General features: G+C 34.5%; 24 protein-coding genes. 20 read left to right on the forward strand and 4 right to left on the reverse strand.

All coding sequences use genetic code 11. From position 1 onward, the window contains the following. The first annotated feature begins 375 nt into the window (after positions 1–375). From AC4BC3_RS00095 to AC4BC3_RS00120, 6 genes are all read left to right on the forward strand, one after another. Positions 376–951, forward strand: a complete 576-nt coding sequence (locus AC4BC3_RS00095) for a TMEM175 family protein (protein WP_490466663.1) — start codon at positions 376–378, stop codon at positions 949–951. 321 nt (positions 952–1,272) lie between these two features. Then, positions 1,273–1,515 carry a helix-turn-helix domain-containing protein gene (locus AC4BC3_RS00100; protein WP_206907787.1) on the forward strand — a complete coding sequence of 81 codons (243 nt, stop codon included), beginning with the start codon at positions 1,273–1,275 and terminating at the stop codon, positions 1,513–1,515. Positions 1,516–2,031: 516 nt separating this feature from the next. Beyond that, on the forward strand, positions 2,032–2,397 hold the full coding sequence (locus tag AC4BC3_RS00105) for a PTS sugar transporter subunit IIB (protein ID WP_490466664.1): 366 nt from the start codon (positions 2,032–2,034) through the stop codon (positions 2,395–2,397). 341 nt (positions 2,398–2,738) lie between these two features. Continuing rightward, on the forward strand, positions 2,739–3,146 hold the full coding sequence (locus AC4BC3_RS00110; RefSeq protein WP_206907785.1) for an NUDIX hydrolase: 408 nt from the start codon (positions 2,739–2,741) through the stop codon (positions 3,144–3,146). Between the two features lie 153 nt (positions 3,147–3,299). Continuing rightward, positions 3,300–4,370, forward strand: coding sequence for an ABC transporter permease (locus tag AC4BC3_RS00115; RefSeq protein ID WP_206907783.1), 1,071 nt, complete (start codon positions 3,300–3,302; stop codon positions 4,368–4,370). 9 nt (positions 4,371–4,379) lie between these two features. Continuing rightward, entirely contained in the window at positions 4,380–5,051 is a 672-nt protein-coding gene (locus tag AC4BC3_RS00120; RefSeq protein ID WP_490466665.1) for an ABC transporter ATP-binding protein, read from the forward strand. A 213-nt stretch (positions 5,052–5,264) separates the two neighbouring features. Here the strand turns inward: AC4BC3_RS00120 and AC4BC3_RS00125 are convergent, their stop codons facing one another. Beyond that, positions 5,265–6,287, reverse strand: coding sequence for an LLM class flavin-dependent oxidoreductase (locus AC4BC3_RS00125; protein ID WP_206907779.1), 1,023 nt, complete (start codon positions 6,285–6,287; stop codon positions 5,265–5,267). Between the two features lie 432 nt (positions 6,288–6,719). Here AC4BC3_RS00125 and AC4BC3_RS00130 point away from each other — a divergent pair, with 432 nt between their 5' ends. Beyond that, a complete protein-coding gene (locus tag AC4BC3_RS00130) occupies positions 6,720–7,499 on the forward strand; it encodes a sulfite exporter TauE/SafE family protein (protein ID WP_490466666.1) in 780 nt (259 codons plus the stop codon). A gap of 332 nt (positions 7,500–7,831) precedes the next feature. On the opposite strand, the gene AC4BC3_RS00135 is transcribed toward AC4BC3_RS00130, so the two are convergent. Then, positions 7,832–8,704 (reverse strand): Rgg family transcriptional regulator, encoded by an 873-nt coding sequence (locus AC4BC3_RS00135; protein ID WP_490466667.1) that lies wholly within the window; start codon positions 8,702–8,704, stop codon positions 7,832–7,834. A gap of 179 nt (positions 8,705–8,883) precedes the next feature. Here AC4BC3_RS00135 and AC4BC3_RS00140 point away from each other — a divergent pair, with 179 nt between their 5' ends. From AC4BC3_RS00140 to AC4BC3_RS00150, 3 genes are all read left to right on the forward strand, one after another. Beyond that, positions 8,884–9,687, forward strand: a complete 804-nt coding sequence (locus AC4BC3_RS00140; protein WP_490466668.1) for a hypothetical protein — start codon at positions 8,884–8,886, stop codon at positions 9,685–9,687. Between the two features lie 20 nt (positions 9,688–9,707). Beyond that, positions 9,708–10,139: a DUF6568 family protein gene (locus AC4BC3_RS00145; protein WP_206898940.1), complete on the forward strand. Its 432-nt coding sequence runs from the start codon at positions 9,708–9,710 to the stop codon at positions 10,137–10,139. Between the two features lie 741 nt (positions 10,140–10,880). Next, positions 10,881–11,630, forward strand: a complete 750-nt coding sequence (locus AC4BC3_RS00150) for a restriction endonuclease (protein ID WP_490466669.1) — start codon at positions 10,881–10,883, stop codon at positions 11,628–11,630. Positions 11,631–11,821: 191 nt separating this feature from the next. Here the strand turns inward: AC4BC3_RS00150 and guaA are convergent, their stop codons facing one another. Both guaA and coaA read right to left on the reverse strand, forming a co-directional pair. Next, entirely contained in the window at positions 11,822–13,387 is a 1,566-nt protein-coding gene (guaA, locus tag AC4BC3_RS00155) for a glutamine-hydrolyzing GMP synthase (protein WP_206907770.1), read from the reverse strand. Positions 13,388–13,444: 57 nt separating this feature from the next. Beyond that, positions 13,445–14,368, reverse strand: coding sequence for a type I pantothenate kinase (coaA, locus tag AC4BC3_RS00160; RefSeq protein ID WP_490466670.1), 924 nt, complete (start codon positions 14,366–14,368; stop codon positions 13,445–13,447). 252 nt (positions 14,369–14,620) lie between these two features. Here coaA and AC4BC3_RS00165 point away from each other — a divergent pair, with 252 nt between their 5' ends. From AC4BC3_RS00165 to deoB, 10 genes are all read left to right on the forward strand, one after another. Next, the gene (locus AC4BC3_RS00165; RefSeq protein ID WP_490466671.1) at positions 14,621–15,226 is read left to right on the forward strand and encodes a class I SAM-dependent methyltransferase; all 606 of its coding nucleotides are present in this window, start codon (positions 14,621–14,623) and stop codon (positions 15,224–15,226) included. Between the two features lie 166 nt (positions 15,227–15,392). Then, the gene (locus AC4BC3_RS00170) at positions 15,393–16,409 is read left to right on the forward strand and encodes a LacI family DNA-binding transcriptional regulator (protein ID WP_490466672.1); all 1,017 of its coding nucleotides are present in this window, start codon (positions 15,393–15,395) and stop codon (positions 16,407–16,409) included. 140 nt (positions 16,410–16,549) lie between these two features. Then, positions 16,550–17,851: a pyrimidine-nucleoside phosphorylase gene (locus AC4BC3_RS00175; protein ID WP_206907765.1), complete on the forward strand. Its 1,302-nt coding sequence runs from the start codon at positions 16,550–16,552 to the stop codon at positions 17,849–17,851. A gap of 14 nt (positions 17,852–17,865) precedes the next feature. Then, positions 17,866–18,528, forward strand: coding sequence for a deoxyribose-phosphate aldolase (gene deoC, locus AC4BC3_RS00180; protein WP_490466673.1), 663 nt, complete (start codon positions 17,866–17,868; stop codon positions 18,526–18,528). Between the two features lies 1 nt (position 18,529). Beyond that, entirely contained in the window at positions 18,530–18,931 is a 402-nt protein-coding gene (locus tag AC4BC3_RS00185; RefSeq protein ID WP_206907763.1) for a cytidine deaminase, read from the forward strand. Positions 18,932–18,992: 61 nt separating this feature from the next. Then, on the forward strand, positions 18,993–20,078 hold the full coding sequence (locus AC4BC3_RS00190) for a BMP family lipoprotein (protein WP_206907762.1): 1,086 nt from the start codon (positions 18,993–18,995) through the stop codon (positions 20,076–20,078). A gap of 214 nt (positions 20,079–20,292) precedes the next feature. Continuing rightward, a complete protein-coding gene (locus tag AC4BC3_RS00195) occupies positions 20,293–21,852 on the forward strand; it encodes an ABC transporter ATP-binding protein (RefSeq protein ID WP_490466674.1) in 1,560 nt (519 codons plus the stop codon). Beyond that, a complete protein-coding gene (locus AC4BC3_RS00200) occupies positions 21,849–22,982 on the forward strand; it encodes an ABC transporter permease (protein WP_206898907.1) in 1,134 nt (377 codons plus the stop codon). The genes AC4BC3_RS00195 and AC4BC3_RS00200 overlap by 4 nt, the downstream gene beginning before the upstream one ends. Further along, positions 22,982–23,938 carry an ABC transporter permease gene (locus tag AC4BC3_RS00205; protein WP_206907760.1) on the forward strand — a complete coding sequence of 319 codons (957 nt, stop codon included), beginning with the start codon at positions 22,982–22,984 and terminating at the stop codon, positions 23,936–23,938. The genes AC4BC3_RS00200 and AC4BC3_RS00205 overlap by 1 nt, the downstream gene beginning before the upstream one ends. A 102-nt stretch (positions 23,939–24,040) precedes the next feature. After that, a complete protein-coding gene (deoB, locus tag AC4BC3_RS00210; protein ID WP_490466675.1) occupies positions 24,041–25,207 on the forward strand; it encodes a phosphopentomutase in 1,167 nt (388 codons plus the stop codon). Positions 25,208–25,212 lie beyond the last annotated feature (5 nt).

Below are 25,212 nucleotides of genomic sequence, written 5' to 3' on the forward strand. Positions count from 1 at the left end.
TCGTGCAATAATTAGTAGTATCGTCTATTGTTACCGGACGTGCCTGTAATCAATCGGACTAGCCAAATAGCAATAGCCAATGGGATGAGTAATTTGATTGCAAACCACAAGAATCCGCTTAGTAAACCAACAAACAGACTGATAACAGAGCTAGCGATGATTAGAAAAAGAATTAACAAGAATACTTTTCCGATTATATTTTTTTGTCCCATGAACTATTCCCTCATTTCATATGTTTTTTCTATATAAAAAGTTTAACAAATTTTTACTTTTTTCACGTCCAACTAAAGACTGATTATTTCATCAGACTTCAGATGATTATCTTTTGCTTTTTTTGAATGTTTCCATATAAAATAAGCGAAAGGAGAGAAAATTATGACAAAGAATCGTTTAGAAGCATTTACAGATGCAGTTATTGCAATTATTATGACCATTTTAGTTTTAGAATTACATCAACCAGGTTCAGATACTTGGTCGGCATTAATTGGACTTGAACATAAAATTTTGATTTATGTAATCAGTTTCTTTACACTGGTTATTTATTGGAATAACCACCATCATTTATTTTTAGTGGTCAAAAGAATAAACGGACAAGTATTATGGCGAAATAGCGTTTTTATTTTTTCTTTATCTTTATTCCCATTTGCAACTGCTTGGATCAGTGAATATATTAATAGTCTAGTGCCTGAACTTGTGTATGGGTTAGTGACCTTGTTTGCTAATGTTACCTATTATTTTCTAGCAAGAGAACTCGCTAAAGTAAATAAAAAAGAAAGTGTTGTGAAAGAATTACTGATTGATTACCGGAAATCTTATCTGTCCATTGGACTGAATATTTTAGGATTATTATTGGGATGGTTAGTCGCACCTATAGCAGTTTTAGTTGTAAATGTATTGATTTTATTGATGTGGTTCATTCCAATAAAAAGAATAGAACAGTATTTTGGATGAAAAGAAAGGTGTAGGACAAACAGTCTTGCACCTTTCTTTTGTGGATTAAACATATGCATAAAAGTTTTCCACAGTGGATAACTTAAAAAACATCAAAACAAGGAGGGCAAACGTGTTATTTATAAATGATGAATTAGCACATTTTTACCGTATTCATTTAAGAGATAAACATCTAGTTTTTTATACCTTTAGGGGGTATTTTTAGTAGTAAGTAGTGGCTAGAATGGTTAGGTAAAAGAAATGTTATGTTGTTGAAGGAAAAGGGAACAGTTTTCTTATACTGAGATAGATAGGTTACAATAAATAAAAAGGAAAAAAATAATGAATAATTTACGTAAATTGCGATTAGAACACCAATTAACTATTCGAGAGTTAGCTGACATTTTAGCTTGTGACTTCTCTTTATATTCAAAATATGAACGCGAAGAGCGGAGTATTCCAATTAAATTACTGATCATACTATCCGACTTTTATGGAACGAATAGTGATTTTCTACTAGGACGGACAGATTATCCCAAAAAACTTCCATCGTCTAAAGAGCCATCTGAATATGATCGTACATAGAATTACTAATAAAAGAATGCTAACTAAAATTTGATATATCAAATTTTAACTAAAGATTAGATAAACAGTAAATAAAAAATAGATAGATCAAAACAATAGTTTACTTTGGTAATCTTATCAGATTGCTGAGCATTTTCATAAAGATAAAAATGCGGAATTTATTAGCTTTGCAATGTATGAGGTTTTTACTACATAAGCTATTACATGGATGTTAAATAACATAGAAATCTTCCATAGTGGAAAGGAATAAAAAAATGTTTGTTGAGTAAAGAAAGAGTGAGTCTAGCAAAAGATTCATTGTCAAACTATTCTTCAAGGAGTACATTGATGGTAGAAAATAAAAGAATTGAGACAATCAAAAAATGACACAAAAAGCATCAGCAGAAATCCTAAATGTCACACCTCAATCAGTATTTAAAGAGGAGTGAAATGTGGTAATCTGGATATTCAAACACGTTTAATACTAAGCAGATATTTTTGAATTTTCTTTTTTCAAAAATGAAAAGGGGTGAGCAGATGAAAAGGTCTCAAAATACGAATATAGAACAAGTTTCAACTGATATAAAAGTCTTGATTTTTGACTTGAGTGGGAGTTTCATGAGTGATAAAGGCTTGTTACAAACACAAATTTTGAATAGTAAATTACAGTCACTGATGAATAAAAACGAAAAAAATATCATAGTAGACACATATGGATCTAGTCAGATAAATAAATACGGAGAACAAGCAGATGTTATTCTATTGACGCCTTCATTTAGTTTTGCACGAAAAGAAATTGAAAAACAATTTCCTATAATACCTGTGATTGAAATATCAAAGAGGGACTATGGCTTGTTGAATATTGAAAATATTTATCAAGAGATTCTCAACTTAGTAAAGTAAAAATTAAGAAATAACTAAGTAAAAAAAGGCAGCTTTTGAGTAAACAACTCAGAGGCTGTTCTTACACAAGGTGTTGCTAGTTTTCGTACATTTCCTACTTCTAGTAACATTATAGCCACAGCAAGAGAGTACCTATATATCATCAGTTGTTAAAGTGCTTGAACTAGGTGTCGTTAAAATTAACTCAGAAAAAGCTTATGACCATTATTTTACATAAATCATCAAGTGGCAGCAGCTTTTTCTAATTGTTTTTTGAGTAACTAAATTTAACTACTAAATTTGCTATACTAGTAGATGAAAGCGAAAACAAGTTATTGCTATAACTCAAAAGGACTGATTTTATGAAAAAAGTTTTTTCTCGCGTATTTATTAAAGACACCGCTGGGGATTTCTTGGTGATTAGGGACAGAGTAGATGTTTGGAATTTTCCAGGTGGGAAAAAAGAAATTGGTGAAACTACAATGGAGTGTGCCATACGTGAAGTGTACGAGGAAACTGCGTTACGAATTTCTCAAGTGGAAGAAGTTTATCAAGCGGATTTTCTTTTTGAAGAGGTGGAATGGGAAGGACATTTCTATTTTGCTTATCAGGCTTCAGGGCGTCCAACATTGAATGAGCCTAATAAAATTAAAGGTGTACAATTTATTTCTGAGCTAAGCTCTGTTGAATTTTCTCCTAGTTTAGCTTCGTTGTTTCAATGGCTTTCTAGACAAGATGATTTAAAGACAGCACAGACAACTTGGTGTTAAAAAATACGCAGTTACTTTTATATTTAACTTTTTAAATATGTTATCTTCCTGACTAGATAGTCAGTTTTTTATGGTAAATAAGTCACTCTGTTTTTACCTTAGAAAGAAAGATGGTACGCTTGTTTTATTCGATAGAAGGTAAGGAGGAACGTCATGTTTTTAGCAATAAACGAAATCAGGTATTCAAAGTTGAGGTATGCTTTGGTAATTGGGGTTATGTTTTTGATTGCATATCTAGTATTTTTTTTAACAGGCTTAGCTTATGGATTAGCTCAAGACAATCGGACAGCGATAGATAAGTGGCAAGCAGACGATATATTATTAGCAGATGAAGCGAATAATAATTTAAATATGTCAATGATTCCATTAACGAAATTTGATGAGGTAAAGGCGGAAAAGAAGGCCTACCTAACACAAACTGCAGGTGTGATACAGAAAGAAAAAGGAAAAGAAAAAATTGATGTTACTTTTTTTGGAATTAATCAAGATCAATTTTTAGCTCCGAAAATCAGTGATGGAAAAATGTTCCAGTCTGATGATGAAACAGTGGCGGATAGTAGCGTAAAAGAGCAGTATGGCTTGAATTTGGGTGATACAGTTCAGCTTGCGGGGAGTGATAAAAAATTAAAAATCGTAGGATTCACGAAGAATGCAAAATTTAGTGTTGCTCCAGTTTTATATATAACAGTGAGTGCTTATCAAGAAATTCGTTTTGAAACACAAGGTAGTCAGACTAGCGAAAAAACGAGAGTCAATACGATAATTACTAGAGGACATGTAAGTAAAATTCCTGATAATCTAAAAAAAATTAGTATTAAAACATTTATAAATGATTTGCCTGGATATAACGCACAAGTCTTAACATTTGGTTTTATGATTGGCTTTTTGATTGTGATTGCTGCAATTGTGATTGGGATATTTATTTATGTTTTGACTATGCAAAAGGCAGAAATCTTTGGTGTTATGAAAGCGCAAGGGATTTCTAGTAGATACATCGCCAATTCAGTAATTGTTCAGACTTTTTTATTGGCTATTATCGGCGTGGTAGCGGGATTAGCAGGAACGCTGGGGACAAGTTTATTGTTGCCTGAAGCCGTGCCGTTTCAAATAAATCTTCTGTTCTTTTTAAGTATTAGTATCTTGATGATTGTGATAGCTGTTTTAGGTGCCTTGTTCTCTGTAAGGACAATTGTAAAAATTGATCCATTAAAAGCTATCGGATAGGAGAAGACAATGAAAGCAATTGAATTCAAGCAAGTAAAAAAATCATTCAAAGATGGTGATTCCGTTATTGAAGCTTTAAAAGAAACTGATTTTTCAGTTGAAAAAGGAGAATTTGTAGCAATTATTGGTCCTTCTGGTTCTGGCAAAAGTACACTTTTAACGATTGCTGGAGGGTTACAGGCTCCTTCTGCTGGACAAGTATTGATTAACGATCGTCCATTTAGTGAAGAAAAAGAAAAGCAGCGTGCAGCTTTGCGCTTTAAGGAAATTGGCTTTATCTTGCAGGCATCTAATTTGGTTCCTTTTCTAACTGTAAAAAAACAATTGAAATTAGTTGATAAAGTTAGTAAAGAAAATCGATTAGATAATGGGATTAAGCTGTTAGAACAGTTGGGTGTAGGTAGATTACTTGATAAATACCCTGAAGAATTATCAGGAGGAGAACGTCAACGTGTAGCAATCGCTCGAGCATTGTACCATGATCCGACAATTATTTTAGCAGATGAACCAACAGCAAGTCTTGACTCAGAAAAAGCTTATGAGGTAGTAAAAATATTAGCTGAAGAAACCAAAGAAAAACAAAAAGCAACGATTATGGTGACACATGATACACGTTTGATTGAACATTGTGATCGTGTGTTGGTGATGAAAGATGGTCAGTTAACAGAACAGAAAGAGTAATTAATTATTAAAAGTGATCATTAATTTGTTTTAAACATAAAAGCACTTAGGAGTTATTTCTCCTAAGTGCTTTTTATTTGAATTAATAAGGAAGATAGAGTAATTTTCAGCAAGAGAACTTATACCTAAAGCAGGGAAGGCTACTTTAGGTATAAGTTATTATCTTACAAAATTAAAGTTCGCAAACAAAAAATAGTCTTGCCTGCTCAATTTTTAACGCCAACCTAGACCAGGAGCGACATCTTTTACAATGGATTCAAGCAAATGAACGTTATATTCAACTCCTAAAGTATTCGGAATAGTTACAAGAACGGTATCTGCTTCTTTGATTGCTTCGTCTTCCGCTAATTCTTTTACGATTTGATCGGGTTCGCCAGCAAATGTTCTACCAAAAATTGTTGGATTTTGATGATAAGCTAAGAAACCAACTTGATCATACTTGGAATCATCATTTCCACCGAATAAACGACGATCTAAATCACTTGTAATTGGTTGAATGGAACGAGTAACAAGTGTTCTTGGTTCAAAATCATGACCTGCTTCTTTCCAAGCTTCTTTGTAGACACGTAATTGTTTTGCTTGTTGGACGTGGAAAGGTTCGTTTGATTCGTTATTAACAAGTGTAGATGATTGAAGATTCATTCCATGTTTAGCTGCCCAAATAGCTGTTTCTTGTGAGCCTGCTCCCCACCAAATACGTTTTTCTAAACCTTCTGAATAAGGTTCAATACGCAATTTTCCAGGTGCTTGTGGGAACATTGGCATTGGATTTGGTTCAGCAAAACGTTCACCTTTCAATAACTCTAAAAATTCCAGTGTTCGTTCACGTGTAACTTCTTTGATTTCTTCTTCACTGTAATCATAACCAAAGTATTTCCAACCATCGAGAACTTGTTCAGGTGAACCACGACCGACGCCTAATTGCACTCGTCCTTGAGTAATGATATCTGTTAATCCAGCATTTTCTGCCATGTAGTAAGGATTTTCGTAACGCATGTCGATTAATCCTGTTCCAATCTCAATCTTACTTGTTTGTGCACCAATCGCAGAAAGTAGTGGAAATGGTGAGCCGATTTGTGGTGCAAAATGATGGACACGGAACCAAGCACCATCAATGCCGAGTTTTTCTGCTTCAACAGCTAGCTCAATTGATTGTAGATAAGCATCTTGAGCTGTTTTTACTAAAGAACCTTGATCCATCCAATGACCGAAACTTAAAAAGCCAATGTTTTTCATAATTGAAATCCTCCTTAATCTTGAATAATTTTACTTACTTTTAATAAGTTGAGTTCATTCTACTACTTTTTGTTTAAAAACGCGAATAATTGTTCTGGTGGTGAAGTGAGCTAAAAATAGTTGGCTTTTTTGACAAAAACAGGAACTACCTGATCTTCCATAGGACTTTATTTATTATCTATACTCGACTGATTATAAAGGGGTTACATTCGTAATACCTTTTAAAATCATTTATATTTATAGTAACGAAAATTACTTGAATCAGATATTTCTGACATGTTTGTAAGTATCAGTCATGCTTAAAAAGTGTGAACGTTAGCCATTTCAACAAATGTGTGGGGATGGTTAAGAATATCGTGATTACCGAAAAAGACTAGAACAATATAGATCAAAAATAGAAGGAATACTGATTTGATTGTAGGAGGTGGAAAGGTGATAGGGATTCTTTACTTTATTGTCATTGTTTTAGCTAATGCCGTTGGGGCAATTTCTGGAATGGGTGGTGGCGTGATCATCAAACCTGTTTTTGATTTTATTGGCGCACATGACGTGGCGGCTATTTCTTTTTATTCTGCTACAGCAGTATTTACGATGTCTATTGTTTCTACTGCGCGTCAATTGGCGAGTGGTCGAAAATTTGATTGGCAAATTGTCAGTTGGGTATCAGCTGGGGCAGTATTAGGAGGAATTTTAGGAAACAGTGCATTTGAAGCTTGTTTAAATTGGTTTGGAAATAATGATATCGTGCAGTTGATTCAAATCATATTGACTGTGTTTACCTTGATTTTTGCTTTTGTTTATACAAAATATGATTGGAAAAATTTTCAACTCACACACGTTGGTTGGTATTTTATTTGTGGATCGATCTTAGGATTTTTAGCTAGTTTATTAGGGATTGGCGGTGGTCCAATCAATGTCTCGTTACTCATGTTGCTATTTTCACTACCAATTAAAGACGCAACAGTTTATTCTATTTGTACCATTTTCTTTTCACAATTTGCAAAATTACTTACGATAGCTTTTACCACAGGATTTAATCGCTATGATCTAACTATGTTGTGGTTTGTGATTCCAGCCGCAATTATTGGTGGTTTACTAGGAGCAAAATTCAGTAATATTTTATCGCCGAAAAGAGTTACGGCTGTCTTTCAAGGAGTGATTATCCTTGTACTATTCATTAATCTTTACAATGCTTATCAGTTATTACAATAGGAAGATGCGGAAGATTACTTTAGACAATTGAGAAGTTATAACATGAGCCTTGTACCACTATCGTCAAGAACACTATAAGTTTTAAAAAAGAAACCATGAGTTCCTATCAAAGGACTCATGGTTTCTTTTTTTTCTTTCCACTCAATAGCTTATTGGGTTTTTGAACAGTAGAGCTAGCGTGATTAGATTTAAACTGTGACCAAAAGTGTGATTATTATATATCACGTGATTCAAGTGGTTTATATCGGTGTACTGTGATATGAATTTTTAGTGATGAACAATTATTTTTCAAAAATTTTAATTGAAAATCGCAGTAATAACTTTTTTAATTGTTATTTTTGAGCATATACAGAATGAAAAAATTTTTTTAGTTCCATTGCTTTATCGTTGTTATCTAAAAGATAGAAAATATTAATTAATCCCTCTATTTTGTTAATGTCGATGGTCGCTACGTTTTCTTCGCAAATCGGTGATAATGTGCTAAATATTTTATAGTAAATTTGTTCATATACATTTTTAGATTTTACTGCAAGTCTCTTTAAAGGAGCTAGAAAAATAGAAAGTAAATCTAAGTTTTTTCTTTCAAAGCTTAAATAGCAACCATTTATTAAAAATGATGTATAAAGAGATGGATAAAAATTATTTTTGTAAAATAGTTTCATTTTTTCTTCACTATTTTTAAACAGCAATTTTATTGTGTCAGTTGGAAAGATAAACATTAAATTATTAAAAGTCGTCAATTCAAAATAACCCCAGGTTTCAATTCTAAATAGCCGGTCCCTAATGTATCTAATCTCTTTTTCAAATACTTCCAAATTTAATACATCCTTTTCTTTAGCTAGTAGCATATTAAATTGGATAAGTAAAATAAAATAGTACTCATCATTTGTTTGTTTAAACAGAGAAAGTAGTTGATTTCTAAATTCTTCTATTTTTTGGGGGGTAGAATTCTTATAAAGAATTTCTACAAAATTTTTGGCTGTAGCTTCTTTCAAAGTAATCTTGTTGTTTTGCAGATAAAACATAAATTCTGGTAATTTTATATTCATTCTGTCTAAGTATCTAAGCAATATTTCAGAAGAAAGAAGTGTGTGTCGGGTCTCGAATGAACTTAAAGTTGTTCTAGAAGAAATTTGTTTTGTTAAATTTGCTTGAGATATTTTACGTTCAACTCTTAACTTTTTTAACAGGTCAGCTTGATCCATAGATACCTCCTAAAACAGACGCATTTTTGTTCATTTTAACACATGAATAAGAATTAATAATAAACTAATTTTGAAAAAATGAAAAGGAGGAAATAATTATGAATCCATATACATGGGAAATTGAGCCACCACAAAAAATTGAGAAGTAAAAAGTAGAAAGAAATCGGAGGGAAAATATCATGATGAGAAATTTCAACCTAGAAAAAATTATAAAAATAATGTTGCTAAGTATGTTGTTAACATTAGTATCCCCCGCAGTGACTAATATTGTATATGCTGAAACAGATAGTCAACCTAAAGAGACTGAAGTAAACAACCCTGAAAATGTAAATAAATCTTTTGATAAAATGCAATCGATTGCGTCTCAATCACAAGAAATTACTAGTCCAACAGTTATTGAGACGATGAAAAATAACACATTAAATTCTATCAAAGAAAAAAAACTAATTCTTAATGGACAAAATATTAATTTACTTTGGAATGACTCAAAATTTTTATCTATAGATGAAGAAGAGACAAATTATAAGTCCATCTCTGTACCAATAGAAGGGAAAGAATACAGTTACTTTAGTAATTTAACAGTAGTATTTGATAAAAATGAAAATGTAGTAACTTATTCAGAAAGTTTAATCACAAAAAATCAAGTAAATAAGTTTGTTATTGATACTTACATTGAAGGTAAAAAAGTTAGCACTCAAAATACGGATATAGATTATATAAATAATTCTAAATTAAAAGAAGGCTTGTTCAGTCTTAAACAAAGTGTGAAAGAAAGTAAAAATGTAAATACTAGAGGTATCGGAGCAATCGCAGGATGTATAGCGGCAATCGCAGGAATAAACGGAACAATAGCATATTTGATTGCAGGAACTTGCATTGCAGCATGTCCAGCTGTTGCACCGATTTGTGCAGCTTGTATAGCAGGTGTTTGTACAATAGGCGCTGCAGATATTGGTGGGGTCATTGCTTGTTTTAAATTATAATGAGGGAGAGTGGTTAAATTGTGATAGGAAAGAAGAGAAAGATTATTTTCTTATTGTTTGTTATTATTTTAATGAGTGGTGAAACATATTTTTACGCTAATCAAAAAGAAAAAAATTTTAATCCCTTGAATAGTATAAATAGTAATCAAATTCAAAAGCTAATTGATAATACCGATACTGGATACATTTATATTGGTAGACCTACATGTGAAGAATGTCAGGAATTTCTCCCCAAATTAAGATCTGTTTTAATAAAAAAAAGACAAAAAGTATTTTATTATAACACTGATAATGCCCGTAAGGAAAATCAAGACAAACTTGTAAAAGAATTAAATAATTTAAACGTAAAGATAGTACCAACAATTCTTTATATGAAAAAAGGAAAGATAGACGAGAAATTAGAAGGCTCTACTAATAAAAGTGAGATTGAAAAGTTTTTAGCGTACGAATAAAACTGTTGGTTAGAGAAGGTGTAGACTCTGGAAAAAAAATCTAAATTAATATTTTTTGTTGGAATTTGTAATTTTATATTGGCCATCTATTGGTTAATCTCGAATTTCAATGAAATGCATCCACAAGATATTTTTATAATTGGTTGGCTTATCGTAAATTTTATTTTCCTACTTAGTAGTACTATAAAAAAATAGTTCGAGAACAGGGGTAAAAATAAAAAATAGTTGAATACTGTAACCACAAAAAAAGAAAACCGCTAGAAAACCTATAAATTAGGCATTTCTAGCGGTTTCTTTTTTTATTTCCATTCAATGATGTATAAAAAGAGAGAAATCGGGAAACTTGATTTTAAGATAATTTACTAGATTAAAAAAGTATAGCTTTGTACTAAATTTATAAGAACTGTGATAAAAGTGTGATAATTATTTTTTCATTTCAGTAAACTATATAAAAACTAGTAAAATAAAATTAAAAGCTCACATTATCCTCTGTATCTATATTTATTTACCAAACAATGTGCATAGTTTAGGAATCAATTTTTTACAAAACTAAGGTACTCTATCAATCTATTAAATAAAGCTGACTTACTCATGAAAAAATACTTAGCCACTTCTTCAAAAGAATTAAACTTCAAAACTACTTTCCTAACAAAAAAATTTTTTGAAATATATAAATAACTCTTATTTAGAGTTATTATAACTATATATTGTGAAATAGAATATATAATAGGAGGAGTATTTATGCTTAAAAATTTTTTACAAAAAGTTACACATAAAACAGAAGAAATAAATTCAAAAGAAGTTTTATCTAAAAATTATCGTGAAGTAAAAGGATTATCTTTTGTACAGAACAGTGATGAAACAATAGTGATAGATTTTTTAAATAATATGGATAAAGAGTTTCCGGTAGGAAAAATAGGTTGGAGACAGCAGGGAGATTATTTTGAACAATTTCTAGCAGCTGTTTTTCGATTAGCTAATTATGAAGTTGAAATAACTAAAAAAGAATATAAAAAAGACAGATATGTATATACTGGGGATAATAATATAGACTTAATTATAAAAAAAGATAATGAATGTATTGCAGTGCAAGCAAAACATTATCGTCTAAACACTAAAGCACCAAAAATTATTACAGTGGATTATATTAAAAATTATTCTGGAATCTCAGATAAGGGATGGACAAATAAACTATTCATTACTACTTCTTTATTTAATCCATATGTATACATAGAAATAGAAAAAAATGAAAAGGCACAAAATATTGAGTGGTATGATAGATATGGTCTGTTACAGCTACTGAATCAGCTGATCCCAAACACTATGGAAAAATATATTTTTTTGAAAAGTTTGCCTGAAAAAGTTGTTAAATGTCCAAAATGTGAATCTGGATTTATTGTAGATAAATGGAGTGAGAGCAACCATAGTTATTTTAGAGCTTGTACTATGTATCCTGAATGTAGACATACAGAAAAGATTCCTAGTAAATAGGAAATTACAATAAGCGTTCATTAGAAACTAGGGGGAACGAATGCTTATTTTTAACTTTATGAAAGATAAAAGTGGAATAGTGTTAAAAATAAATTTAAGAAATAAAAGGAATAACTGTGATAAAAGTGTGATAATGAAAAAATAAACAGCCAACAAACATTGATTTAACAACGTTTGTTGGCTGTTTTTTATTATTCCCACTCCACAGTTGCAGGTGGCTTAGAAGTAATATCGTACACAATACGGTTTACGTGTGCGACTTCATTTACGATGCGGACAGAGATTTTTTGTAAGACATCCCAAGGAATACGAGCAAAGTCAGCTGTCATTCCGTCAATTGAAGTAACGGCACGGATACCGACTGTGTAATCATACGTACGTCCATCACCCATAACACCAACTGAACGGATGCCAGGTAAGACAGTAAAGTATTGCCAGATATCACGGTCAAGTCCAGCTGCTGCAATTTCTTCACGCAAGATAGCATCTGATTCACGAACGATTTCTAATTTTTCTTCGCTAATTTCACCTAAGACACGGATACCAAGACCAGGTCCAGGGAATGGTTGGCGCCAAACGATAGAGTCAGGCATTCCAAGTTGAGTACCTAATTCACGTACTTCATCTTTGAAGAGTGTATTCAGAGGTTCAATTAATTCAAATTGCATATCTTCAGGTAATCCACCAACATTGTGGTGAGATTTGATTGTTTGAGCTGTTTCAGTTCCACTCTCGATAACATCAGTATAAAGTGTTCCTTGCGCTAAGAAAGAAATACCTTCTTCGCCAGCCAATTTGGTTGCTTCATCATCAAAAACATAAACAAATTCATTCCCAATGATTTTACGTTTTTGCTCAGGATCAGAAACACCTTTTAGTTTGTTTAAGAAACGTTCACGTGCATCTACTTTAATGATATTTAAGCCAAATTTTCCACCTAAGCTTTCCATTACTTGATCTGCTTCGTTTTTACGTAACAAACCGTGGTCAACAAAGATTGATGTTAATTGGTCACCAATTGCTTTTTGTAAAAGAACACCGACAACACTAGAATCGACTCCGCCAGAAAGGCCAAGTAAAACTTTTTTGTCGCCAACTTGTTCACGGATTTTTTCAACTTGCATATCAATAAAGCTATCCATTGACCAATCACCTTGGCAGTGGCAGACATCGAATGCAAAGTGACGTAATAATTCGATTCCGTATTCAGAATGACGCACTTCAGCATGGAATTGGATTCCATAAAAGTTACGCGTAGTATCTTGAATCGATGCGATAGGACAGTCTTTACTTGTACCAACGATTTCAAAACCTTCGGGAACTTTTGTTACGAGGTCACCATGACTCATCCAAACAGTCTGTTCTTTTGGTGTATCACTAAATAACACAGCATCATCTGTTGTAACTTCCAATAAAGCTTTTCCGTATTCACGGTTTTTAGCAGGTTCAACTTTCCCACCAAGATTGTACGTAATTAACTGCATTCCGTAACAAATTCCTAATACAGGTATACCTAAATTGAAAATCTCAGGATCAATGCTAAAAGCACCTTCGTCATAAACACTGTTTGGTCCACCAGAAAGGATAATTCCTTTTGGATTCATAGCTTTAACTTCTTCTGCAGTAATTCGGTGGCTCAATAATTCAGAAAAGACTCCTAGATCACGGATGCGTCGTGTAATCAATTGATTATACTGGCTACCATAATCTAATACGATAATCTTTTCAACGTTCGTCATATCGGCAACGTTTGTCACATTTATTACCCCTATCCATTTAAATTTATCTCAAAATAGTTTTACTATTTTAAAATGCTAATATTTGCGCATGAAAATCGAATCAATGATATGATTTTCAGTTTTATGGAGAATTATATCCGCTCTACCACGTGTAGGCAAGATATATTCCTCTAAATTTTTCAAATTCACATTTTTCCAGACTTCTTTAGCCATTTTAAAGGCATCTTCACGATTACCGATTGCAAAACGATAATAATAATTCTCAGGATTTTGAAAAGCTGTGTCTAACAGCGCTGCAAAACGATCAAGATACCATTTTTCAATCAAATCGGGTTCAGCATCAACAAAAACAGAAAAATCAAAAAAGTCACTAACGTAAATTTGTTGGTTAGCTGGGAGTTGTAAGGTATTGATTCCTTCAACTATTAAGATATCTGGTTGCTGGATGACTTCATACTCGTCAGGAATAATGTCATAAACATCATGAGAGTAAATTGGAACTTTCAGCTCATCTTTTCCGGACTTCACTTGATTTAAAAAATCAATTAGCATTTCCATATCATAGCTTTCAGGAAATCCTTTACGATCCATGATTCCTTTTTCACGCAAGACCTTATTGGGATACAAAAAACCATCAGTCGTAATCAATTGAACGTTCCGTCGTTTTAACGTACGCGACAAAATCGTTTGTAACAAGCGTGCAGTTGTACTTTTTCCGACAGCAACACTCCCTGCAATTCCAATAATGAAAGGTGACACAGGTACATATTTATGGAGAAAGAGTCCTTTACTTAATGATAAAGATTCGAATTCTTTCATATAAAGATGAATGAGATGCGTTAAAGGAACATAAATATCTTGAACATCTTGCATCGAGATTCGATCATTCAAGCTTTTGATACTGTCTAGTTCCACTTGTGTCAGTGGTGCTTGTCCATTACGATAAAATTCTTGCCATTCTTCCCTTGCAATACGATAGTAGTTCATTGGGTCGTTCATAATAGCCTCCTGCGTTCTCTCCCGTCAATGGATTTATTCTAACATAAAATAGTGTTAAACCCTACCTCTTATAAAGGGAATGAAGAGACTTTTTCACGAATTTAGAAACATAGCTTTAACCTATCAGTTTGATTTGTTAAAATCAAAGAAAGAAACAGCTGAAACAAAGAAACTTGAAACGAAAGAGCGCTTGTTTGTTTTCAATGAAAACGGTAGACTATGTACAGCAAAGACAGAAGAAGGATGGAAAAGATGACAGATCATTATTATACAGAGCGTCCCAATGTTGCCCATGACTTTGAGCAATGGTCGTTTGAATTAAAAGGGAAATTATTTCACTTTGTGACAGATGCTGGCGTATTTTCACGTGAAACGGTGGACTATGGTTCGCGTGTGTTAATCGACGCGTTTGATTGGCAAGAAATCCCAGCTAAAGGAAACGTCTTAGATGTTGGCTGTGGTTATGGACCAATTGGATTAGCCATTGCATATGCCAGCCAACGTATGGTTGAAATGGTAGACATTAATTTACGTGCAGTGGAATTAGCACAAGGAAATGCGAATCGTAATCAACTGGCGAACGTGGACATTCATCAATCAAATATTTACGAAAACGTGCATCAAGAAAAATATGCAGCGATTATTAGCAATCCACCTATTCGTGCTGGAAAAAAAGTTGTTCACGAAATATTGACAGGTGCCTATCCGCTCTTAGAAACTGGTGGAACGCTAACAATTGTCGTCCAGAAAAAACAAGGCGCACCAAGCGCACAAAAGAAAATGGAAGAAACTTTTGGTAACGCAACAATTGTTACCAAAGATAAAGGTTATTACATTATTAAAAGTGTAAAAGAATAAGTTTGGTTATCGATTATTATTGCAAGGGACATTCAACTTTCGAATATTCCTTGCAATTTTTTTGTCCAAAAATTATTTTCATTTTAAGAAAGTGCTATCAATTAACTATTTTTTTAGAAAAGGTTTTGTTACACTGATTAAAAGTTCAAGTTGAGGAGGAGAAAAAGTGAAGTTAACAATTAGAGATATTGCGGAGATGGCTGGTGTATCAGTTACAACTGTTTCGCAAATTTTGAATAATAAAGGTAGTCGCTTTAGTGACAAAACTAGAAAAAAAGTTTTGAATATTGTCAATGAACATCATTATAAGCCAGATTATTTTGCTTCAAATGTAATCAACCGACATTCAAAAACAATTGGAATGATTGTTCCAGATGTAACAGACTTTTTTTTCTCGAAACTAATTGAAGGTGTCGAAAGCTATTTAAATCCACTTGGATATATAATTATGTTGTGTAATTCAAGACACAAACAAGAAAATGAAATCAAATATTTACGTGAGTTGGCGCATCGTTCAGTGGATGGGATTTTATTAGCTACGCCAAACGTTTTACCAGAGGCCTATGCGCTAGACAGTGGATTTTATAAAAATATGCCGATTATTTTGATTGATCGTGGCTTAAACCGTCGAGATAGTGGTCGTTTAATTGTCAAAGAATATGAGGGAGCGTATCAAGCTGTTTCACTATTTATCAAACAAGGACACACAAAAATCGGTATGTTAAAAGAAACAACTGGCTATTATCAACTAGAAGAGCGTTTCAATGGTTACCGACATGCACTAAAAGATCATGGACTACCATTTAATGGGAAATTCGTTGAGCATGGCGAATTAACGGTTCAAGGTGGATACGATGCGACTAAAAAATTATTGGAACACAAAGATATTACAGCAATTTTTTGTGGAAATGATGCAATGGCAATTGGTTGTTATCAGGCCATTCATGAAATGGGCAAGACAATTCCTGATGACATTTCAGTTATTGGCTTTGATGGATTAAAATTATCTGAGTACATGATTCCACAATTAACAACTGTACAACAACCTAGTTTTGATATTGGATTTTATGCAGCTCGTTTTCTAATCGATACAATTGAATTCCCTCAACGCAAAGTTCCGAACAAAGTCTTCGAGACAAAATTAATTATTCGTGAGAGCGTAAAAACATTGACAAATAGCTAAGTGGGCGTTATATTGCTTATGTAAGTGTTTACAAATGCAGGGCAAAGCCTTTTGCGTTTTTAGTAAACCAGTTTACTAAAGTGGTTTACCTTTTATGAAAATAATGTATAATACCGAATGAAGGCTAGGAGGATCAAGCGATGCGAATGGTAGATTTGATTGAAAAAAAGAGGGATGGAAAAACCTTAACAAAGGATGAGATTGATTACATAATTACTAATTATACAGACAATCAAATTCCGGATTATCAGCTCAGCGCATTATTGATGACAATCTTTTATCAAGATATGACTGATGAAGAAATTACAAATATGACTTTAGCAATGGCAAATTCTGGTGACGTGATCGACCTTAGTTCTTTGAATGGTATTAAAGTTGATAAACATTCTACTGGTGGAGTTGGAGATACGACAACTTTGATCTTAGCGCCGTTAGTTGCAAGTGTGGGCGTGACTGTAGCAAAAATGTCAGGACGTGGGCTTGGATATACTGGTGGAACGTTAGATAAATTAGAGGCGATTCCTGGATTCAAAATTGAACTTTCTGACGAAGAATTTATTCGGATTGTCAATGAAAGTCAAGTTGCTGTTATTGGACAATCAGGAAATTTAGCGCCAGCAGATAAAAAACTATATGCTTTACGTGACGTAACGGCGACTGTTGATTCAATTCCTTTAATTGCTAGTTCAATTATGAGTAAGAAAATTGCAGCTGGTGCGGATGCAATTGTTCTAGATGTAACAACTGGTGACGGAGCTTTCATGAAAAACATTGAAGATGCGAGACGCTTAGCAAAAACAATGACAAGTATTGGCAAACTTGCTAATCGTCAGACAATAGCAGTGATTTCTGATATGTCTGAGCCATTAGGGGAAGCAATCGGAAATAGTTTAGAAGTAGTTGAAGCAATTGAAACATTACAAGGACATGGACCAGAAGACTTGATCGAAATGTGTTACGTATTAGGTAGTCAAATGGTTGTTTTAGCTAAGAAAGCTGATTCCGTGGAAGAAGCGCGTGTGATGCTACAAGAAGCCTTAACTTCTGGTAAAGCCTTAGAAAAATTCAAAGAAATGATTCAAAATCAAGGTGGAGACATTCGAGTAGTTGAAAAACCAGAATTACTTCTGACAGCGCGACATCAAGTAGAACTTCCTGCAAGATCTGCTGGATTAGTTTCTAAAATCGTTGCTAACGAGTTAGGTATCGCAGCAATGATGTTGGGGGCCGGTCGTAAAACGAAAGAAGATGCAATTGATCATGCTGTGGGTTTGAAATTACACAAAAAAATTGGTGATTCAGTACAAGAAGGTGAATCATTATTAACTATTTATAGTAATACAGAAGAGCTTTCACAAGTTATCGAATTATTATATCAAAACATTGAAATTAGTGATTCAGCTACAAAACCAATTTTAGTACACGATATTATTACTGAGTAGGAAGGAAGAAAAAGATGGAATTAAATCGAATTATTGACCACACAATTTTAAAAGCAGATGCGACAGAGGAAGATGTGTTACGCATTATTGAAGAAGCAAAAAAATATCATTTTTATTCTGTATGTATCAATCCAACCTGGGTTTCATTGGCAAAAGAACAGTTAAAGGGTGAACCTGTTGCAGTTTGTACAGTAATCGGTTTTCCTTTAGGAGCAAATACTTCCGCTGTTAAAGCATATGAAACAACAGATGCAATCAATAATGGTGCAGACGAAGTAGATATGGTTATCAATATTGGCGCATTGAAATCAAAACAATTCAATAAGGTTCAAAAAGATATTGAGGCAGTAGTTGAAGCAGCAAAAGATCGCGCACTTGTTAAAGTGATTATTGAAACAGCATTGTTGACAAATGACGAAATTGTCAAAGCTTGTGAACTTGCAAAAATCGCAGGAGCAGATTTTGTTAAAACTTCAACTGGATTTTCAACAGGTGGTGCTAAAGTAGAAGATATACGTTTAATGCGTGCAACTGTTGGTCCAGAAATGGGTGTGAAAGCTTCTGGTGGTATCCATAACGAAGAAGAGGCCGTGGCAATGGTTGAAGCAGGTGCAACACGAATTGGTACAAGTGCTGGAGTTGCTATTATGTCTGGTGCTGTTGGTGAAGGATACTAAAATGAGTGAAGTGACAAAACAAGAATGGATTGACATTGCGGTAGCAGCACTCGACAAAGCATATGTTCCGTATTCACATTTTCCAGTGGGTGCATGTCTAGTAACTGATACAGGGAAGATGTATCAAGGTGTAAATATTGAAAATGCTTCTTTTGGATTAACAAATTGTGCTGAACGAACGGCATTTTTCAAAGCTGTATCAGAAGGCGAGAAACAATTTTCTCATTTGGTTGTTGCTGGTCACACACCAGAACCAATTTCACCATGTGGTGCTTGTCGTCAAGTGATGGCAGAATTTTGCTCACCAGAAATGCCAGTCACGTTGGTTGGCGATGAAGGTGTGACAAAAACAATGACGGTTAGAGAACTACTACCGTATGCATTCACAGAAAAAGATCTATAACCTACGTTCATTCAGTCAGCTGACTGTTGAAAAAACAATTATTTTAGGGGGCTTTACAGAAATGAAAAAAGCAAAATTATTTGGTTTGGGTGCCGTAGCATTAACAGCTGGATTACTTCTATCTGCATGTGGCAATGGCAATAGTGGAACAGATTCAACTGATGGTGGAAGTTCATCAGCAGGAACAACTGCAGCATTAATCACAGATACAGGCGGTGTCGACGACCGTTCATTCAACCAGTCAGCTTGGGAAGGTCTAGAAGCTTGGGGTAAAGAACACAAGCTTTCACGTGGAAACGATGGCTACCAATATTTCCAATCTTCAAATGAATCAGATTATATTCCAAATATCGACCAAGCTTTAACAGCGGGATTCCAAACAATCTTTGGAATTGGGTATAAATTACAACCTGCTATTAAAGAACAAGCAACAAATAATCCTGAAACAAACTTTGTTATTATCGATGATGTTATTGATGGTGTAGATAACGTAGTTTCTGCAACATTTAAAGATAACGAAGCTTCTTATCTAGCTGGGATTGCTGCAGCTTACACGACTGAAACAAACGTTGTTGGTTTCATTGGTGGAGTAAAAGGTGAAGTTATCGACCGTTTTGATGCTGGATTTACAGCTGGTGTTGAAGCCGGGGCGAAAGAATTAGGTAAAGAAATTGAAGTGAAAAACCAATATGCTGGTGATTTCTCTGCGCCAGATAAAGGACGTTCAATTGCACAAGGTATGTACGCACAAAATGCAGACATTATCTTCCATGCTTCAGGTGGAACTGGTAACGGCGTATTCCAAGAAGCAAAATCATTAAATGAATCTGGCGACAAAAAAGTTTGGGTAATCGGTGTTGACCGTGATCAATCAGACGAAGGTGGCTATACTCTAAACGGCGAAGATAAAAACTTTACATTAACATCTACACTTAAAGGGGTAGGAACTGTTGTTGAAGATTTAGCTCAAAAATCTGCAGATGGTGATTTTCCTGGTGGAGAACATACTGTTTATGGCTTGAAAGAAGATGGTGTTGGCTTAACAAAAGGTCAACTTTCTGATGAAGCACTAAAAGCAGTTGATGCTGCTAAAGAAAAAATCATTGCAGGCGATGTAAAAGTTCCAGAAGTTCCAGAAAGCAAATAATAATTTTTCTATAGCCTTGTTAGACAACTGTTTGACAGGGCTATGGTTTCAATTTTAGTAGTTGTTTGTTTATTCAAGTGGTCAAATTTTGACTATTTGAATAAGGGAACACCCCCTGAAGTGAGTTTACTTCAATTTGCGAGGATAGATTTCCGATAGCCAGAAATCTTTACTCATCGTTGCCCTAGATAGAAATCGTTAGGATGTGAAAAATGTGGTTCAAGAAAATATTGTCATCGAAATGCGGAATATTACCAAGCAGTTTGGAACATTCAAAGCAAATGACAACATCAATTTGCAAGTAAAAGCTGGGGAAATCCATGCGTTACTTGGAGAAAACGGTGCTGGCAAGTCAACATTAATGAACGTTTTATCCGGTCTTTTAGAACCAACATCAGGAGAAATTTTGATGCATGGGAAACAGGTTCAAATCACAAGCCCGACTAAAGCCAATCAATTAGGGATTGGGATGGTTCACCAACATTTTATGTTAGTTGATGCGTTTACTGTTACTGAAAACATAATTTTAGGTAGCGAGCCAAGTCGGATGGGAATCGTTGATCGCAAAAAGGCACGTGAGGAAATTCAAAAAGTATCAGAACAATATGGTCTATCAGTTAACCCGGATGCTTATGTTCGTGATATTTCTGTTGGAATGGAACAGCGTGTCGAGATCTTAAAAACACTTTATCGTGGTGCAGATGTCTTGATCTTTGATGAACCAACAGCTGTTTTAACACCACAAGAAATTGATGAACTAATTTTGATTATGAAAGAGTTAGTTAAAGAAGGTAAATCAATCATTTTGATTACCCATAAATTAGATGAAATTAAAGCAGTAGCGGATCGTTGTACAGTTATTAGACGGGGTCAAGGGATTGGAACTGTTAATGTGAAAGATGTTAGTTCACAACAACTTGCTGACATGATGGTTGGACGTACTGTTTCGTTTAAAACGGATAAAAAAGAGGCTCGTCCTCAAGAAGTTGTCCTGGCAATTGAAGATTTAGTTGTAAATGAAAATCGGGGATTAGAGGCAGTGAAAAGTCTGAGTCTTGAAGTTCGTGCTGGAGAAGTTTTAGGAATCGCGGGAATTGATGGTAATGGGCAATCTGAGTTGATTCAAGCATTAACAGGCTTACGAAAAGTTGAAAGTGGCAGTATTCGCTTAAAGGGTGAGGAAATCAGTAACAAACGTCCGCGGAAAATTACGGAGTCTGGTGTCGGGCATGTTCCAGAGGATCGTCATAAATATGGTTTAGTTTTAGACATGACATTGTCAGAAAATATTGCTCTTCAAACGTATTACCAAGCTCCTTATAGTAAAGGTGGGCTATTAAATTATTCAGTTATCAATGAACATGCAAGAGACTTGATTGATGAATATGATGTGCGAACAACGAATGAATTAGTCCCTGCTAAGGCTTTATCAGGTGGAAATCAGCAAAAAGCAATTATTGCACGTGAAATTGATCGCGACCCTGATTTGCTGATTGTTGCGAATCCAACACGTGGATTAGACGTAGGTGCTATAGAATTTATCCATAAGCGTTTGATCGAGCAAAGAGATAAGTTTAAAGCAGTGTTGTTAGTCAGCTTTGAATTAGAAGAAATTTTAAATGTATCTGATCGAATTGCCGTGCTTCACCAAGGTAAAATCGTTGGAATTGTTAATCCAAAAGAAACATCTGAAAATGAATTGGGACTATTAATGGCGGGCTATTCTTTAGAGGAAGCAAGAAAAGAGTTAGAAAAGGCGGGTGGGCGCACATGAATGATCGTAGCGAAAAACTCCGTAATTTACTTGTACCTATTTTTTCAGTAATTTTAGGATTAATTTTAGGTGCATTATTGATGGCAGCTTTTGGATATAATCCAATTCAAGGCTATTCTTCTATGTTGGAAGCTGCGCTAGGTTCACAACGAAGTATTGGTGAAACTTTACGACAAGCAACACCGCTTATCTTTACAGCATTAGGATTTTCAGTGGCGAATTCAGCGGGATTCTTTAATATCGGGCTTTCTGGACAAGCGCTATGTGGTTGGATCGTTAGTGTGTGGTTCGCGTTGGCTTTTCCAGATTTACCAAAAGTGATTTTGCTTCCAGCTTGTGTCATCTTAGGCGCTTTGGCTGGTGCAATGGCCGCGGCGATTCCCGGCTTGTTGCGTGCGTTCTTTGGAACCAGTGAAGTAATTGTCACGATTATGATGAATTATATTTTATTATATTTAAGCACTTATGCTTTACATGACGTAATGCCAGAAAGTTATCGTTCAAGTTTGGATTCATCAAATCTAATTAGTCAAAATGCTTCATTAAGAGTTCCTTGGCTAACTCAAATGTTTGGTGGCTCACGAGTAAACGCTGGTTTATTCTTAGCTTTGATTGCTTTGTTCCTTGTATGGTTACTTATGAAAAAGACTACTTTAGGTTATGAAATTCGTTCCGTTGGACTAAATCCTTTTGCATCAGAATATGCGGGGATGAGTAGCAAACGAACAATTGTTTTATCCATGGTTATTTCTGGAACACTTGCAGGATTAGGGGGCGTAGTTGAAGGTTTGGGAACGTACCAAAACTTCTTTGTTCAAACAACTTCTTTAGCAATTGGATTTGACGGAATGGCAGTATCTTTATTGGGATCTGGTTCAGCAATTGGTGTGTTGTTATCAGCAATTTTATTCAGTATTTTGAAAATTGGTGGTTTGGGAATGCAAACAGGCGCCGGTGTGCCATTTGAAATCGTGAATGTATCGATTGCATTGATTATCTTCTTCATTGGTATTAATTTCTTAATTCGCTTGATTATGGCAAAATTTTTCCAAGGTAAAAAACAAGTAGCTGTAGTTGAAACAATTGAATCTAAATCAACGCATCAAGATCAAGAAGGAGGGAATTTATAATGACAGCTGTAGAATTGATTGCTCTAATCCTTACGTCAACATTAGTTTATTCCACACCTTTGATTTTGACATCGTTAGGTGGAACGTTTTCTGAACGAAGCGGAATCGTTAACGTTGGTTTAGAAGGAATTATGGTAATGGGCGCTTTCAGCTCAATCGTATTCAACTTAACAATGAGTCCATCTTTAGGTGCGATGACGCCTTGGATTGCCATTCTAGTTGGTGGGATAGTTGGTGTTTTATTTTCATTACTTCATGCAGTGGCAACTGTTAGTCTTCGTGCAGACCACATCATTAGTGGTACGGTCATCAACTTGATGGCACCTGCGTTAGGGGTATTCTTAGTTAAAGCATGGTACGGAAAAGGACAAACAGATAACATCACAAGAAATTTGGGCTACTTCTCATTTCCTGGGTTATCAAAAATTCCTGTAATCGGTCCAATTTTCTTTAAAAATACTTTCTTGCCAGCTTATTGTGCCATTTTAATTGCTGTAATTGCTTGGTTTATCATTTTTAAAACAAGATTTGGCTTACGTCTTCGTTCTGTCGGAGAAAATCCACAAGCTGCAGACACTTTAGGTATTAACGTTTATGCGATGCGTTATTCAGGCGTTTTACTTTCAGGTTTATTAGGTGGCATGGGTGGAGCAGTATTTGCTCAATCAATCTCAGGTAATTTCTCTGCTGGAACGATTGTTGGTCAAGGTTTCATCTCGATGGCAGCAATGATTTTTGGTAAGTGGAATCCTTTGGGCGTAATGGGTGCATCACTATTCTTTGGTTTTGCACAAAGTTTGAGTATTATAGGAGCACAGCTTCCAGTAATTTCTTCCATCCCGCCAGTGTTATTACAAATTGCGCCTTACTTGTTAACAATTATCGTCTTAGTTGTTTTCTTAGGACAAGCATCTGGTCCAAAAGCAAATGGAAAGAATTATATCAAATCCAAATAATTTTTAGTTAATAAAAAGGGTGGGACTATGGGAAATGTTTCTTCGTCTCGCCTTTTTTGTTTAGTTTAAAGTAGAAAAGATGAAAAGAAAGAAGGAATCGAAATGTTTAAACGCGTACACTTAATTGTAATGGATTCAGTCGGAATTGGGGAAGCACCTGATGCAGACAAATTTAACGATGTTGGGTCAGATACTCTAGGGCATATTGCAAAAGAAGCAGGTTTAACAATTCCTCACCTAGAAAATTTAGGTTTAGGTACGATTCGACCATTAGACGGTGTAAGGGCTGTAGCTGATCACCAAGGCTATGCAACAAAATTAGAAGAAGTTTCTGTTGGTAAAGATACTATGACAGGGCATTGGGAAATTATGGGATTGAATATCAAGACACCATTTCGGGTATTTCCTAATGGATTTCCTGATGAGCTATTACAACAAATTGAAGAGTTTTCTGGACGAAAAATCGTTTGTAACAAGCCTTATAGCGGAACAGCTGTAATTGATGATTATGGTGAACATCAAATGAAAACAGGCGACTTGATTGTTTATACGTCTGCAGATCCTGTTTTGCAAATTGCTGCACATGAAGAAATTATTCCTTTGGAAGAGTTGTATCGTATTTGTCAATTTGTTCGCGATATTACGAAAGATGATCCATATATGATTGGCAGAATTATCGCACGTCCTTATATTGGAGAACCAGGAAACTTTACTCGAACAAGTAATCGCCATGACTATGCTCTTGATCCATTTGGTCACACAGTTTTGGACTCATTAAAAGAAGCTGGTAAAGATGTGATCGCTGTTGGTAAAATTAATGATATCTTCAATGGTCAAGGAATCACTCAATCTGTCCGCACTAAAAGTAATATGGATGGTGTAGATCAACTGTTAAATGTGATGAAGCAAGACTTCAATGGATTAAGCTTTACTAATTTAGTAGACTTCGATGCTTTATTTGGTCATCGTCGTGATGTTGTTGGTTACGCACATGCAATAGAAGAATTTGATTTACGTATTCCGGAGTTGCTTGATGCAATGAATGATGATGATTTATTGTTGATTACAGCAGATCACGGAAATGACCCCACATTCCCAGGAACAGATCATACACGTGAATACGTACCATTATTGGCTTATAGTAAAAAAATGAATGAACAAGGAAGTTTACCACAAGGTTACTATGCGGATATCTCAGCAACAATTGCTGAAAACTTTGAAGTACCAGCAACGGAAAATGGTGAAAGCTTCTTAAAATTACTGAAATAATTGTT

Source organism: Enterococcus sp. AAFC-DPL-6103, assembly GCF_058216595.1.

What these genes read in the sequence shown, in the direction of transcription:
- AC4BC3_RS00165 (WP_490466671.1), top strand. Translation starts at nt 14,621, where the DNA reads ATGACAGATCATTATTATACAGAGCGTCCCAATGTTGCCCATGACTTT.
- AC4BC3_RS00115 (WP_206907783.1), top strand. Translation starts at nt 3,300, where the DNA reads ATGTTTTTAGCAATAAACGAAATCAGGTATTCAAAGTTGAGGTATGCT.
- AC4BC3_RS00125 (WP_206907779.1), bottom strand. Translation starts at nt 6,287, where the DNA reads ATGAAAAACATTGGCTTTTTAAGTTTCGGTCATTGGATGGATCAAGGT.
- AC4BC3_RS00190 (WP_206907762.1), top strand. Translation starts at nt 18,993, where the DNA reads ATGAAAAAAGCAAAATTATTTGGTTTGGGTGCCGTAGCATTAACAGCT.
- AC4BC3_RS00185 (WP_206907763.1), top strand. Translation starts at nt 18,530, where the DNA reads ATGAGTGAAGTGACAAAACAAGAATGGATTGACATTGCGGTAGCAGCA.
- AC4BC3_RS00150 (WP_490466669.1), top strand. Translation starts at nt 10,881, where the DNA reads ATGCTTAAAAATTTTTTACAAAAAGTTACACATAAAACAGAAGAAATA.
- AC4BC3_RS00200 (WP_206898907.1), top strand. Translation starts at nt 21,849, where the DNA reads ATGAATGATCGTAGCGAAAAACTCCGTAATTTACTTGTACCTATTTTT.
- AC4BC3_RS00135 (WP_490466667.1), bottom strand. Translation starts at nt 8,704, where the DNA reads ATGGATCAAGCTGACCTGTTAAAAAAGTTAAGAGTTGAACGTAAAATA.
- deoC (WP_490466673.1), top strand. Translation starts at nt 17,866, where the DNA reads ATGGAATTAAATCGAATTATTGACCACACAATTTTAAAAGCAGATGCG.
- AC4BC3_RS00105 (WP_490466664.1), top strand. Translation starts at nt 2,032, where the DNA reads ATGAAAAGGTCTCAAAATACGAATATAGAACAAGTTTCAACTGATATA.
- AC4BC3_RS00095 (WP_490466663.1), top strand. Translation starts at nt 376, where the DNA reads ATGACAAAGAATCGTTTAGAAGCATTTACAGATGCAGTTATTGCAATT.
- AC4BC3_RS00140 (WP_490466668.1), top strand. Translation starts at nt 8,884, where the DNA reads ATGATGAGAAATTTCAACCTAGAAAAAATTATAAAAATAATGTTGCTA.
- coaA (WP_490466670.1), bottom strand. Translation starts at nt 14,368, where the DNA reads ATGAACGACCCAATGAACTACTATCGTATTGCAAGGGAAGAATGGCAA.
- deoB (WP_490466675.1), top strand. Translation starts at nt 24,041, where the DNA reads ATGTTTAAACGCGTACACTTAATTGTAATGGATTCAGTCGGAATTGGG.
- AC4BC3_RS00120 (WP_490466665.1), top strand. Translation starts at nt 4,380, where the DNA reads ATGAAAGCAATTGAATTCAAGCAAGTAAAAAAATCATTCAAAGATGGT.
- AC4BC3_RS00205 (WP_206907760.1), top strand. Translation starts at nt 22,982, where the DNA reads ATGACAGCTGTAGAATTGATTGCTCTAATCCTTACGTCAACATTAGTT.
- AC4BC3_RS00100 (WP_206907787.1), top strand. Translation starts at nt 1,273, where the DNA reads ATGAATAATTTACGTAAATTGCGATTAGAACACCAATTAACTATTCGA.
- AC4BC3_RS00110 (WP_206907785.1), top strand. Translation starts at nt 2,739, where the DNA reads ATGAAAAAAGTTTTTTCTCGCGTATTTATTAAAGACACCGCTGGGGAT.
- AC4BC3_RS00175 (WP_206907765.1), top strand. Translation starts at nt 16,550, where the DNA reads ATGCGAATGGTAGATTTGATTGAAAAAAAGAGGGATGGAAAAACCTTA.